Source organism: Sinosporangium album (assembly GCF_900100605.1).
Lineage (GTDB): Bacteria > Actinomycetota > Actinomycetes > Streptosporangiales > Streptosporangiaceae > Sinosporangium > Sinosporangium album.
The window spans coordinates 143,257-156,140 of record NZ_FNCN01000005.1 but is presented as its reverse complement, the minus strand read 5'-3'; the positions used below and the strand labels follow the sequence as shown (position 1 = coordinate 156,140).

Sequence of the window (12,884 nt, the reverse complement as noted above, 5' to 3'; positions counted from 1 at the left end):
CGAGTCGTGATGATGACCATGAGCAGTGCGTTGCTCACTGATCACTATGAGCTGACGATGCTTCAGGCCGCTCTGCGCAGCGGAGCGGCCCATCGACGCGCCGTCTTCGAGGTCTTCGCACGCCACCTGCCGGGGGGCCGCCGCTACGGCGTGGTGGCAGGCGCCGAACGCGTGGTGGACGCCTTGACGGGTTTCCGGTTCGGAGACGCGGAACTGGAGTTCCTCAAGTCAACGCGGGTGGTGGATCCCCCAACTCTGGCCTTCCTCGCAGACTACCGATTCTCCGGAAACGTGTATGGCTACCGGGAAGGCGACCTCTACTTCCCGGGGTCACCCATCATGGTCATCGAAGGCACCTTCGCCGAGGCCGTCCTTTTGGAGACCCTGACTCTGTCAATCCTGAACCACGACTGCGCCATCGCCTCGGCGGCCTCCCGCATGGTCCACGCCGCCGGGAACCGGCCCATCATCGAGATGGGGTCACGGCGCACCCATGAAATCGCCGCCGTGGCCGCCGCGCGCGCCGCCTACATCGCGGGGTTCGCCTCGACCTCCAATCTGATGGCCGGGCACCTCTACGGCGTGCCGACCAGCGGCACCAGCGCGCACGCCTTCACCCTGGTCCACGACGACGAGCGCGGCGCCTTCCAGGCCCAGATCGACGCGCTCGGCCGGGACACCACACTGCTGGTCGACACCTACGACGTGGCTCACGCCGTACGCGTCGGAGTCGAGCTTGCCGGCGCCGAGCTCGGCGCGGTCCGCCTCGACTCGGGCGACCTCGCGGCCGTCGCCCACGAGGTGCGTGGGCTGCTGGACTCCCTCGGCGCGTTCGACACGCGGATCGTGGTGACCAGCGACCTGGACGAATACGCGATCGCGGCCCTGGCCGCCGCGCCCGTCGACGGCTACGGCGTGGGCACGGCCCTGGTGACCGGCTCCGGCGCCCCCACCGCGGCCCTGGTCTACAAGCTCGTGGCCCGGGAGGACGCCTCCGGCGAGATCAGACCCGTGGCGAAGCGGTCGGTCGGCAAGCCCAGCAAAGGAGGGCGGAAACTGGCATACCGCCAGCTCAACGCCGAGGGCATCGCCACCGCGGAGACCGTGATCACCGCCGACCGGCCCGCCCCCGAAGGCCGCCCGCTCCTGCACCCCCTGGTGACGAACGGCACACCCGCCGCCGCCGACTCCATCCAGGCCGCCCGCGAACGGCACCGCGCCTCCATGGCCGAACTTCCCCAGGAAGCCCACCAACTGAGCCGGGGCTACGCAGCCATACCCACCGTTTTCGATTAATGTCCATTAATGTCGAGATATGGACGGTACGGCAAAAGCCTTGGTCGTCGTGGACGTACAGAATGACTTCTGCGAAGGCGGCAGCCTCGCGGTCGGCGGCGGCGACGACGTCGCCGCCGCCGTCACCCGCCACCTGAGCCGGGCCCGCTACGACCACGTCGTGGCGACCCGCGACCACCACATCAACCCCGGCAGCCACTTCTCCGACGAACCCGACTACGTGGACTCCTGGCCCGTCCACTGCGTCGCCGGCACCCCCGGAGCGGAACTCCACCCCGCCTTCGACACCGGGCCCGTCGAGGCGGTATTCGACAAGGGCGCCTACTCGGCCTCCTACAGCGGCTTCGAAGGAGTCACCGACGACGGCGTCACCCTCGTCGACTGGCTCCGCGCCCGAGGCGTCGGCGACATCGACGTCGTCGGCATCGCCACCGACCACTGCGTGCGCGCCACGGCCCTCGACGCCGCCGGCCACGGCTTCACCGTCACCGTCCTGCTCGACCTCACCGCCGGCGTCGCCGCCACCTCCGTCGCCGCCGCCCTGGTCTCCCTGGACGCCGCCGGGGTCACCCTCTCAGGCACCCCGATCGTCCGCCCCGCCTGACCTCACGCAGCCACCGGTGTTCCCTTCGAGGGTCACGCGCCCTACGGCTAGGGAGAGTACGCAGACGATCACCACAGCTCCAGGGATTTCCCACGCCGCTGCCCGAACGCTGCGTGCGGATTACTCCATAGGCGATCGCATGACTACGTTCGACCCGCCGCTGCGGCGGGCCGGACGGCTGATCGCGGTGGACGGCCGCACGGGGCGTCCGATCCGCTCTACCGGTCCGGTTCGGGAGTTCTAGCCGGTCACGATCGCTGTGTCGCCCACTTGCGGATGGTCTGGATGCGTTCGCGAATCTGTTCGGCGGTGGCCTGCGCGATGAGCGGGCCCCCGCACGCGCGCCGCAGCTCGGAGTGGATGACGCCGTGGGGCTGCCCGGTGCGGTGGTTCCAGGCGCCGACAAGGCCGTTGAGCTCCTTACGCAGCTCCGCGAGCTCCTCGTGCGAGGCGCGGGCCGGCTCGGGCTCGGCGGCCGGCCCGCGGCGCCGGGCGGCGGCCTGCTGGTCGGCCTGGCGCTTGCGGAGGAGCTTGGTGACCTCCTTGGGTTCGAGAAGCCCGGGGATGCCGAGGAAGTCCTCCTCCTCGGGCGAGCCGGGGGCCGCGGCGGTGCCGAACTCGCCGCCGTCGAACAGGACCCGGTCGAACGTCGCCGAAGCCTCGACGGTCTCGAACGGCAGCTCGTCGCCGAGCACGTCGGGGCTGTCCTGCCTGCGCTGCGCCTGCTCCAGCAGCGAGTCGTCGAGCCCGTCGTCCTGCTGCCGCTTGCCGAGCACGTGGTCGCGCTCGGCCTCCATCTCCCCGGCGAGCCCCATCAGCGTCGGCACCGAGGGCAGGAAGACCGAGGCGGTCTCGCCGCGCCTGCGGGCGCGTACGAATCGCCCGACGGCCTGGGCGAAGAACAGCGGAGTGGAGATCGAGGTGGCGTAGACCCCGACGCAGAGCCGCGGGATGTCCACCCCCTCGGACACCATGCGGACGGCGACCAGCCATCTGGCCCCCGACGCGGTGAACTCTTTGATCTTCTTGGACGCGCCGGGGTCGTCGGACAGCACGATGGTCGCGCCCTCACCGGTGATCGCCCGCAGGTGCCTGGCGTAGGCACGGGCCGTCTCGTGGTCGGTCGCGATCACCAGGCCCCCGGCGTCCGGCACTCCCCTGCGCACCTCGGTGAGGCGGCGGTCGGCCGCGGTCAGCACCTGCCGGATCCAGTCGCCCTTGGGGTCGAGCGCCGCGCGCCACGCCTGGGACAGCTGGTCCTTCGTCAGCGGGGTGCCGAGTGTCGCGGCGATCTCGTCGCCCGCGCGGGTGCGCCACTTCATCTCGCCGGAGTAGGCGAGGAAGATGACGGGCCGTACGACTCCGTCGGCGAGAGCCGGCCCGTAGCCGTAGGAGTAGTCCGAGACGCTGCGGAGCCCGCCGTCGCCGTCCTCGGCGTATTCGACGAAGGGGATCGGGTTGTCGTCGGAGCGGAAGGGGGTGCCGGTGAGGCCGAGCCTGCGCGCGGCCGGCTCGAACGCCTCGCGGACGCCGTCGCCCCAGGACTTGGCGTCGCCCGCGTGGTGCAGCTCATCGAAGATGACGAGGGTCTTACGGATCTCGGTGCGGTTGCGGTGGAGGGCCGGGTTCATAGCCACCTGGGCGTAGGTGACCGCGACGCCGATGTAGTCGCGGGAGGTGGAGCCCTGGCTGTTCTTGAACTCGGGGTCGATGTTGATGCCCACGCGAGCGGCGGCGTCGGCCCACTGCCGCTTGAGGTGCTCGGTCGGCGTCACGATCGTGATGGCCCGGATGAGACCGCGGGAGAGCAGCTCACTGGCGATGCGCAGCGCGTAGGTCGTCTTGCCCGCCCCGGGGGTCGCGACGGTGAGGAAGTCACGCGGCTCGCGGTGGAAGTAGAGATCGAACGCCTCCTGCTGCCACGCCCGCAGCTTGGGCGCCGTGCCCCAGGCTGCGCGGTCGGGGTAGGAAGGCGACAGGTTCGACGCGGCGAAAGTGCTCACAGTGACCCCAGGGTAATCGTGTGAACCGACAGGACGTGCCGAGCCTGCGAGATCCTCGCCATCATCGCGTCGCCGTGCTAAAGGGTTCCGTACGGCCCCGGGCCCCGAAACCTGCCACCGCCCGCGAGGGCCGCGAGCCGCCCCCCGGCCCCCGGCCCCCCTTGCGCGCACGGGCTTTCAGCGAGCCGCCCACAGCCCGCTCATGATGTCGTCGATCTCCGACCGCACCCCGTCTCCGTCGGGCTGGGAGACCGCGAGGACGACGGCGTCGCGCCCGGGACGTGTGAGCACCAACACACGGAGAAAGGCCGGCCGGTTGATCACATCGTTGTAGACGGCGCGCACCGAGCGGCTGTGGCCGGTGAAGCCGGCCACGTTGAAGGGCCTGTCCTCGACCAGTTCCACGTCGCTGCCTTGGAGGAGGAGGTCCTCGTACAGCTCGGTCAGCTCGACGACGGCCTTGGCGGGAACGCTCATGTCCGGGTCGCCTTTGCCGGAGGCGCTCGTGCCCAGGGCGCTCTTGTCCGGGGCGCTCTTGTCCGAGGCGCTCTTGTCCGAGGCGCTCTTGTCCGTGTCGGCCGTACCGGGCCGCGTGGACCCGGGCCCGATCATGAGCACGGAGCCGCCGCCGCGCACGGCGGAGGTGAATCCGCTGACCGGCGGCAGTGCGTCGTGGCGCCACCCGTCGGGGATGGGATAGCCGATGCCGGTGGCGGCGTCGGCGTTCGCCTCGGCACCCGTCGAGAGGGATTCCGGTGCCGTGAGCGTCAGGACGCCCCACACGGTCGCGGCGACCACGCCCGCTCCGGCGCCCAGCACGCCGAAGACCATCGCTCCGCGGTGCCCGCCTTTGCCCGCCTTCGCCGTATCCGGTTTGGCGGGCGTGCCGTACCAGCGTGCCGACGGCGGCAGCGCGTCCCACTTCTCGCCCGGCTCGCCCGCGTCACCCTCGTCGGCCGCCGCGGGCTCGGGTTCGGCGTAGGGCCGCACGAAGGACGGGCGGCCGATGGAGAGGCGTCGCGGCGCCTGCGGCCGGTCACGCGCCGCCTCGCGCTGCGGGAGCCCGGCGGCCGGGCGGGCGGGTTCGTCGTCATCGCCGGCGGTGAGCCAGGAGTTCCACTCGTCGGCTTCCTGGTCGTCCGTACGGCGTCCCCAGCGGCCTAACCGGCCGCGACGGCGCGGGGGGACCTCGTCATCGTCCACGGCGCCTCCTCCCGCTGCGACGATCCCCGGTTCAGCCATGCCTGCCTAGCCAAAACAGGATATTGGTGATCATTGAGATCTATGTGGCGAATGAGCTTTCGCGCATGCGGCCCGACACCAGGATGCCGAAGACACCGAGCGCGGTCATCAACCCCGCGATCAACGCGAAGCCCGTGGCGATCTGCCCTGCCCCGTGGCCCGCCATGTTGATGACCGCGCCTCCCACCCCGATGCTCAGCGAGGAGCCCAGCGTGTCCGTGACCTGCAGGGCGGCGGAGTTCACCCCCTGCTCCCCCTCCGGGGACTGCTTCAACGTGGTGACGTTCACACTGCTGACGGCGATGCCCATGCCGAGGCCGGCCACCAGCCAGGCGGGAACCACCATCCACCCACTCATCCCGGGCAGCGCCGCCGGTAGGGCGAGCGCGACGCCTGCCGCGACAGCGCACGCGCCGAAGCGCACCAGCCGCACCCGGTCGAACGTGCGCTTGGACTGGAGGTAGGAACCGAACGACCAGCCTATGGCTCCGATGGTCAACGCGAACCCCGCCTGGGTCAGGCTGAACCCGTGCACCTTGGTGAGCAGGAGGGGGATGAAGGCGTTCACCCCGAAAAACGCGGCGCTGAGCAGGCCGCGCATCATGACCGTGGTGGGCAGCCCCCTGGCGAAGCGCAGCGCGCGGCGCGGAAGCAGCAGCGGCAGGCCGAAGGCCAGCAGCGCCAGGCCGACGATGATCTCCACCGCCCCCAGGGCGGGCGTGTTGTCCATGGTGTCCAGGCCGTAGAGCAGGAGACCCGCACCACCCGCGGCCGTGGTGGCGGCGACGGTCCTGGCCCACGCGCGGGAGCGTAGCCCGGCGGGCGGACCGGAAGCCGTACGGTCCCCCGCAGCGGTCTGGTCGGCCCCGCCGGTCGCACCGGCGGCATCGGCCGCGTCGGCAGCGCCGACCGCGCCGGCAGCGGGGCCGACGCGCAGCGCGGGAAGCAGCATGATCAACGCGGGGATGACCAGTGGGACGATGCCGAAGAACACCCACCGCCATCCCAGGAGGTCGGCGATCAGGGCGGAGACGCTGGGCCCCACCAGCGCGGGCACGACCCACGCCCCCGAGAGCGCGGCGAACACCTTGGGCCTGGCCTCGGGCACGTAGACCCGCGCGATCATCACGTACGCCGCCACGATGACGGCTCCCCCGCCGAGCCCCTGTACGGCACGGGCCAGGATGAACATCTCCTTGCTCTGGGCCACCCCGGCGAGCAGCATGCCGACGATGAACAGGAAAACACCCAGCAGGAACGGCAGCGCGTGCCCCTTGCGGTCCGACCACAGCCCTGCCACCACGTTGGCGAACAGGCATGACATGAGGAAGGCCGAGAAGCTCCAGCCGTACAGATCGATGGCGTCGAGGTCGGCGGAGACCGCGGGCATGACGACCCCGACGGCCATGCCTTCGAAAGCGATCAACGTGACGACCAGAACGATGCCGAGGGTGGCGGTGCGGTACTCGGGGCCGAAGATCCGAACAGGGCGGTAGGGAGCGTCAAGGGTCTTTGGGGCTGTCACCCGTTAAGGGTAATATCACGGTTTTCAGCGCGATACGTGGCCCATATCTCCCGCATCCGCTTGCCCTGACCAGCGGTGAACTCGGACATGCACACGTCGTTGGAGTAGTCCATGAAGTTGTGGATGGGGTCGGCTCCTCCTCCCGGACAGGAGTCCACGAACGTCGGGCACCCCTGGGTGGGGCGCGCCTGCGGCGGCGTGTCGTCGACGTGGTCGCCCGGCTCCTCGCACCCGTTCTCGAAGGTGTGGAGCAGTCCCAGCCAGTGGCCGATCTCGTGGACCCCGGTGAAGCCCCGGTTGAAGTCCTGCATCGCGCCCCCGGGGAGGGTGCGCCAGTCGATGACGACACCGTCGGCCCGGGGATTGCCCCGGAGCCAGAACGGATAGGTCGAGTATCCGAGCACCAGCTCACTGAGCTGCGCCAGGTAGAGGTTGAGCGTGCCGACGCCGCCCTTGCGCAGGGTGCCCTTCATCTGCGTCTCGTGGCCGAGCGGGTCGCGGAACCAGTCGGCGTTGACGGTGACGACGACGCCCATCAGGCGGAAGCGCATGCCGGTGTCGGTGCCGCCGTAGCGCCCGCTGTAGGCGGCGTTGAGGGTTTCCACCTGCTTGCGAACCGCCTGGTCGGAGGCGCGATTCTGCCCGTCGGACAGGACGTGGACCCACAGCGGCACGGTGACCGTGGTCGGGGGGGCCATGCGCAGCGCCGAGAAGCGCCGCTTGAAGTCGTCCTCCATCCGGCCCACCTCCTCGGCGTCCGGATGGTGGTGGTGCGGCCCGTGGCCACGGCCTTCGTGCCCGGCGGAGCGGGGGTCGTGCCTGGGCGCCGGACAGGTGGCCTCGACCCCCGCCAGCGCCCGATCGGGGCGCCCGGCGGGCAGGGCGAGCGCCAGCAGGCAGGCCGAAGCGACGGCGATCGCGCGCCGGGTCATGGGGTCCCCCGATAGCAGGCGTGTGGTCACGGAACGTAACCGACCGTAACCGCGCGACCCCTGATCGTCCGCGACCAACACCGGGTTTTTTCACCCGGCTCATGGCGGCGGCCTCAGCGGCGCCTATTTCTCGCCGTCGGGCTCTCCCTTGGGGAGACCCTCATAGATCTCCTTGCATTCCGGACAAACCGGGTATTTTTTCGGGTCCCTGCTGGGAACCCACACCTTTCCGCACAGAGCGCGGATCGGAACACCGGTGACCATGCTCTCGGTGATCTTGTTGCGGTCAGCGTAGTGGGAGAACCGCTCGTGGTCGCCGTCGCCGTGAGACAGCTTCGGCGTGACGTCGCTCTCGGGAAGGATCTTCGTGCTCACTCTGACGAGTCTATTCGGCACCCACTCCGGGCTGAACGGCTCTCCCCACCAGAGCCCCGATTCCACACATCCATCCCAGGACGACCCCCCAGACCACACCACCCACCACGCCGCCGAGGAGATGGCCCGCATACGCCCCGAGCCCCGCCTCGACCGTCTGAGCCGCCACGACACCTCGGAAAACACCCGCGACAACCGCACCCAGAACAAACACCGCCCATCCCACGGCGAAGAACCGCACGCGTCCTCCCGCCGTCGGCGACGCGAAGAACACGACCGCCACGAGTACGGCCGCCGCCACGTTCTCCAGGAGCAGCGCCCCGATCCCGGCCTCGCCGTACGGCACGGCCCGCAGGGCGGGCAGGCCGTGTGCCACCGCCATTTCAGGGGATACCACCCCAAGTGTCCCCGTCAGCCCCACCGGCCCCATCCCAGGCGATTCAGCGAGATAGCCAAGACTCACCGCCATGGGCATACCTAAGCCACTGAACCAGAGGACAAGAATCAGTGCCACTAACGCAGGACAATTCCTGCGAACAGCGCTCATGATAGGCAAGTTAACGCTAGGCGCCATTGCAGGAAAGCAGGAGTTTGCTCTCCGCCCTTCTCGCGCGAACACAGCAATGCCATGCACGATCCTGTATGCCTCGGGAGGCGCGGTCACCGCCATGAAGCGTTCCATATGGGTCATCCTTGCCTCCGCAGTGGCTCTGGCGGCCAATGGCGCCCTGATCGCCGCCGCGCGGGGTGAGCCTCCGCAGCGCGCGCCGCGGTTCGTGACCGACGATCTCGGCAGGGCGCTCACGCTGCACGGCTTCCTCGGCGCAGACGTCGCCGAGCCGGGCGCCACCGAGCCGGGCGCCGTCACGCCGGACATCGTGGAGGCGGGCACAGCGGAGTGGGGCACAGCGGGGGCGGGTACAGCGGAGCGGGGCATCGTCGATGCCGGCGGCGGCGCGGCCGTGGGCAAGCGCGACTCGGAGCAGGAGCAGGAAAGGCGGGACCTCGGGGCCAACGTTGTCAGGCTCCCATTGCGGTGGGGCGCCGTAGAACCCTCCCCCGACTTCTATGACACGAAATATCTGAACAAAGTGGCCGAACATGTCGCGTGGTATGGCCGACAGGGCTACCACGTCATCCTGGACATGCGGCACGGCCTCCCTGCCCCTGTCCTCCCGGACGGCGATCTCCCGGACGGCGCCCCCCCGGACGGCGCCCCCCCGGACGGCGCCCCCCCGGACGGCGCCCCCCGGGACGGCGCCCTGCCAGGTGCCGGCATCGCGTCGCGCCAAGCAGGCGTGAACAGTGACAGCGCGCCTGTTCCAGGCATGGCCGTACCCGAGCAATGGCGGCGGCTCCGCGCCGTCGACGACTTCTGGACGAGCGCCGACGCCGATTCCGACCTGACGCGGCGCTACGCGCGGGCCTGGCGGGCCGTCGCCGCCCGCGTCGCCCGTGAGCCGGGGGTGCTCGGTTACGACCTGATGGACCACCCCCCGCGCGGGTCTCTCGCGGGTCCGGCCTTCGAACGGGGCCCTCTCGCCGCGCTCTACCGGCTGTGCGTCGAGGAGATCCGTACGGTGGACCCCGACAGTTGGATCTTCCTGGAGCCGCAGCCGGGCGGCGTCACCTGGGGGCTTCCGTCCGGGTTGCCCGCCGTCGACGACCCGCGCCGGGGGGAGCCCCGCATCGGCCTGGCACCCCACCTCCACCCGCCGCCGCTGAGCCTGGGCACGGACTACACGGGCACCGCGCGCGCCTGGACCGATCAGACGCTGGCCTGGTGGCGGGACAACACGCTTCGTACGGCGGAACGCCTCAACGCGCCCGTGGTCCTGGGAGAGTTCGGCGTGGACATGGCGCGCCCCGGAGCAGCGGCCTTTGTGGAGAAAGTTCTTAACATGACCGATGAATCCGGCATGGGACGCCTCTACAGGCCGAACCCTCCCAGCGGGCTCCGGCCGTACACGGCCGACAGGGAAGCCGAGGAGAGCACCGCGGAGAGGACCACCGGCGAGCATGCCCTCGCACGGGCCTATCCAAGGGCGGTGGCCGGCGTCCCGGAGCTCGTGCGAGTGGAACGGGGACGCGTCACTGTGCGCCTGCGCTCGGACCGGCGGATCAGCGGGGACACGGAGATCTACCTGCCGCCGGGGGACTTCCCCGAGGGCGGCACGCTCACGGCCTCGGCCGCCTCGACCGTGTCGCGGTGGGATCCGGCCCGCAGGGTGCTCTCCGTGACCACCGACCCCTCGGTGCCCGTGCACACCCTCACCGTGACCCGCTCATAGCCCAGACCCGCTCAAAACCGTGGTCTCCGCCCTCGTGCCGAGGGCGGAGACCACAGGAGTGCACGGAATCCGCGGGGTCGCCCCGCGGATCAGATCAGCCCACGTGCACCGTCGGACCGTCGCTCTTGCGTCCGGCCTTGACCATCAGGGCGAGCAGTGCGGACACGATGGCCACACCCGTGCTGACGATGAAGGCGAACTCGAGCCCGTCCATGAAGGCCAGGTGCGAGGCGTTGGTGATGGCGTCCACGACCGTCTGCGGGGTGCCGGGCGCCGAGGGAGGCACCATGCCGGTGGACACGGCGCTCTGCATCATCTCGGCCTGCTCGGGAGGAAGTGCGGGGAGACCGGCCTCGGCGAAGCGCGTCGGCAGGGAGTTGCCCACGGTGGCGGCCATCATCGCGCCGAGAATCGCCGTGCCCATGGTGCCGCCGATCTGCATGGCCGACTGCTGCATGCCGGAGGCCACACCGCTGAGCTCGACCGGCGCGTTCCCCACGATGATCTCGGTCGCGCCGACCATGACGGGGGACAGGCCGAAGGCCAGCAGGGCGAACGGCAGAGCCGTGGCCCAGTAACCCGTATCGATCGTCAGGTTCGAGAGGAGGAACATCGCGAGGGCGGTGACCAGCATGCCCGCCGCGATCGTGACCCGGGGGCCGAGCTTGCTGATGGCGAAGCCCGCCAGCGGAGAGGCGACGATCATGCCCGCACTCATGGGCATCATCCGCAGACCCGCGTCAAGCGGGGACAGACCATGCACGCCCTGGAAGTAGAACGTGAGGAAGAACATCGCGCCCATCATGCCGAACGCCATGAGCATCATCAGCACGGTGCCGACCGAGACCGAGACGTTGCGGAACAGCCCCAGCGGGAGGAGCGGCTCGGCCGCCTTCGACTGCCAGAAGACGAACGCCGCGCCCAGGACGACGGTCGCGCCGAGGAAGGCCAGCGTCTTGGTGTCGCCCCAGCCGTACTCCGGCGCCTTGATGATGGCCCACACCAGGCAGAACATGGCGACCGACAGCAGCACGACGCCGAGCCAGTCGATCCGCGAGACCGTGGCGGCCTTGTTCTCCTTGATGATCCAGAGGGCGACCGCGAGGGCGATGATGCCGACCGGGATGTTGATGAAGAAGACCGACTGCCAGCTCACGTTCTCCACGAGGACGCCGCCCACGATCGGGCCCGCCGCGCTGGACACACCGATGGCGGCACCCCAGATGCCGATCGCCATGTTCAGCCGCTCGGCCGGGAAGGCGGCGCGCAGCAGCGCGAGGGCGGCGGGCTGGAGTAGCGCGCCGAACAGGCCCTGGGCGATGCGGAAGGCGATGAGCCATTCGATGGAGCCGGACAGACCGATCGCCAGCGAGGTCAGGGTGAACCCGACGATGCCAATGACGAAGATCCGCTTATGGCCGAAGATGTCGCCCAGCTTGCCGGCGGTGATGAGGAAGACCGCCAGGGCGAGCAGATAACCGCTGGTGACCCACTGGAGGTCCTGGAGGGAGGCGCCGAGTTCCTTGGCGATGACGGGGCTGGCGATGCCGACGACGGTGCCGTCGAGCATGACCATGATCACGCCCAGTGCGACCGCGAGCAGGGTCAGCCAGGGATGTCCTTGGCCTTTGCGTCTAGCGCCGGAGTCAGGTGGTGGCGTGGCCACCGTTTTCGCGTGGGCCATTGGGGGTCCCCCTGTTCGAGTGGTGTGCCGTAGGCATGGAGGCTCCGCCGACCACCTCAAGGCAGGACAGGGCGGACGTCTCACTACAAAGAGTGTAGGTAACTTATGGCAGTCTCTGCCACATGGCAACCAATTTATTAAGTCACGGTACGCCTTGTGGCAGTATGTGACTATTATCCACATAGGGGGTGACAGCGATGCATCAGCCCGGCCTCCGCGAGCGTAAGAAGCAGAGAACTCGCCTGGCCCTCATCGACGCCGGCCTGGAGCTCTTCCTGGCGCAGGGCTACGAGGCGACCACGATCGACCAGATCGCCGCCGCCGCGGACGTCTCACCGCGCACGTTCTTCCGGTACTTCGCCACCAAGGAAGACCTGGCGCTGCACTACGTCTTCGAGAACGAGATGAGGATTCTGGCGGAGCTGGCCACGCGCCCTTCGGACGAACTCCCGTTCGCCTCGCTCAAGCACGCGTTCCGCAAGTCGCTCAAGGCCGTCGAGGACGCCACCCCCGAGGACACGCAGCGCATGTTGCGCACCCGAAGGCTACTTGACGCGACTCCGAGCCTGGTGGGCAGGGCCTCCTCCAGGACGTATGCCATGGAACGCCGCATGGCCGAGGAGATCGCCCGGCGCCAGGGGGTCGAGCTCACGTGCGACATCCGTCCGATGATGATCGTCGCACTGCTGTCGACGACTCTCCGAGTCGCCTTCGAGTGCCAGCATCGCGAGCTCACGAACGCCAAGGACCTGGTCGCCGTGAGTGAATCCGCCATGGTGTTCTTGGAGCGGTCACTCGTTCCCGGCTGGGACGACCTCACCAGACCTTCCTGACCCGACCGCCCGCTCCCCCGCTCTCCGGCTTTCCCGCTTCCCGCCCGGCCCCTCGTTCGGTTCCGTGCAGCTCCGCTCTGCCGAGTTCTGCCGAGTTCC

At 69.7% G+C, this 12,884-nt stretch carries 11 protein-coding genes; 4 read left to right on the top strand and 7 right to left on the bottom strand.

Annotated features, from left to right (window positions below; all coding sequences use genetic code 11):
• Positions 1 to 12: 12 nt before the first annotated feature.
• Together BLQ73_RS07130 and BLQ73_RS07125 are read left to right on the top strand one after the other, a co-directional pair.
• Positions 13 to 1,296, top strand: coding sequence for a nicotinate phosphoribosyltransferase (locus tag BLQ73_RS07130; RefSeq protein WP_093169681.1), 1,284 nt, complete (start codon positions 13 to 15; stop codon positions 1,294 to 1,296).
• Positions 1,297 to 1,315: 19 nt separating this feature from the next.
• The gene (locus BLQ73_RS07125; RefSeq protein ID WP_093169531.1) at positions 1,316 to 1,900 is read left to right on the top strand and encodes an isochorismatase family protein; all 585 of its coding nucleotides are present in this window, start codon (positions 1,316 to 1,318) and stop codon (positions 1,898 to 1,900) included.
• Between the two features lie 248 nt (positions 1,901 to 2,148).
• Here BLQ73_RS07125 and BLQ73_RS07120 read toward each other — a convergent pair whose 3' ends face one another.
• The 6 genes from BLQ73_RS07120 to BLQ73_RS33855 form a co-directional block, all read right to left on the bottom strand.
• The gene (locus tag BLQ73_RS07120) at positions 2,149 to 3,903 is read right to left on the bottom strand and encodes a DEAD/DEAH box helicase (protein ID WP_093169528.1); all 1,755 of its coding nucleotides are present in this window, start codon (positions 3,901 to 3,903) and stop codon (positions 2,149 to 2,151) included.
• Between the two features lie 177 nt (positions 3,904 to 4,080).
• On the bottom strand, positions 4,081 to 5,106 hold the full coding sequence (locus tag BLQ73_RS07115; protein WP_093169526.1) for a hypothetical protein: 1,026 nt from the start codon (positions 5,104 to 5,106) through the stop codon (positions 4,081 to 4,083).
• Between the two features lie 79 nt (positions 5,107 to 5,185).
• Complete coding sequence (locus BLQ73_RS07110; RefSeq protein ID WP_093169524.1) at positions 5,186 to 6,670, bottom strand: MFS transporter; 1,485 nt, start codon at positions 6,668 to 6,670, stop codon at positions 5,186 to 5,188.
• Positions 6,667 to 7,632 (bottom strand): zinc metalloprotease, encoded by a 966-nt coding sequence (locus tag BLQ73_RS07105; RefSeq protein WP_245690858.1) that lies wholly within the window; start codon positions 7,630 to 7,632, stop codon positions 6,667 to 6,669. The genes BLQ73_RS07110 and BLQ73_RS07105 overlap by 4 nt, the downstream gene beginning before the upstream one ends.
• A 93-nt stretch (positions 7,633 to 7,725) precedes the next feature.
• A complete protein-coding gene (locus BLQ73_RS07100) occupies positions 7,726 to 7,977 on the bottom strand; it encodes a DUF3039 domain-containing protein (RefSeq protein WP_245690857.1) in 252 nt (83 codons plus the stop codon).
• A gap of 10 nt (positions 7,978 to 7,987) precedes the next feature.
• On the bottom strand, positions 7,988 to 8,359 hold the full coding sequence (locus BLQ73_RS33855; protein ID WP_245690856.1) for a hypothetical protein: 372 nt from the start codon (positions 8,357 to 8,359) through the stop codon (positions 7,988 to 7,990).
• Positions 8,360 to 8,645: 286 nt separating this feature from the next.
• Between BLQ73_RS33855 and BLQ73_RS07095 the strand changes: the two genes are divergently transcribed.
• Positions 8,646 to 10,268: a cellulase family glycosylhydrolase gene (locus BLQ73_RS07095; protein WP_093169680.1), complete on the top strand. Its 1,623-nt coding sequence runs from the start codon at positions 8,646 to 8,648 to the stop codon at positions 10,266 to 10,268.
• A gap of 94 nt (positions 10,269 to 10,362) precedes the next feature.
• Here BLQ73_RS07095 and BLQ73_RS07090 read toward each other — a convergent pair whose 3' ends face one another.
• Positions 10,363 to 11,952, bottom strand: a complete 1,590-nt coding sequence (locus tag BLQ73_RS07090; RefSeq protein ID WP_093169519.1) for a DHA2 family efflux MFS transporter permease subunit — start codon at positions 11,950 to 11,952, stop codon at positions 10,363 to 10,365.
• A 197-nt stretch (positions 11,953 to 12,149) separates the two neighbouring features.
• Between BLQ73_RS07090 and BLQ73_RS07085 the strand changes: the two genes are divergently transcribed.
• Complete coding sequence (locus BLQ73_RS07085; RefSeq protein ID WP_093169517.1) at positions 12,150 to 12,785, top strand: TetR family transcriptional regulator; 636 nt, start codon at positions 12,150 to 12,152, stop codon at positions 12,783 to 12,785.
• Positions 12,786 to 12,884: the final 99 nt, after the last annotated feature.

Bases quoted from the DNA above. Each gene is read 5' to 3' on its own strand.
- BLQ73_RS07130 (WP_093169681.1), top strand. From the start codon at position 13: ATGACCATGAGCAGTGCGTTGCTCACTGATCACTATGAGCTGACGATG.
- BLQ73_RS07125 (WP_093169531.1), top strand. From the start codon at position 1,316: ATGGACGGTACGGCAAAAGCCTTGGTCGTCGTGGACGTACAGAATGAC.
- BLQ73_RS33855 (WP_245690856.1), bottom strand. From the start codon at position 8,359: ATGGCGGTGGCACACGGCCTGCCCGCCCTGCGGGCCGTGCCGTACGGC.
- BLQ73_RS07095 (WP_093169680.1), top strand. From the start codon at position 8,646: ATGAAGCGTTCCATATGGGTCATCCTTGCCTCCGCAGTGGCTCTGGCG.
- BLQ73_RS07090 (WP_093169519.1), bottom strand. From the start codon at position 11,952: ATGGCCCACGCGAAAACGGTGGCCACGCCACCACCTGACTCCGGCGCT.
- BLQ73_RS07085 (WP_093169517.1), top strand. From the start codon at position 12,150: ATGCATCAGCCCGGCCTCCGCGAGCGTAAGAAGCAGAGAACTCGCCTG.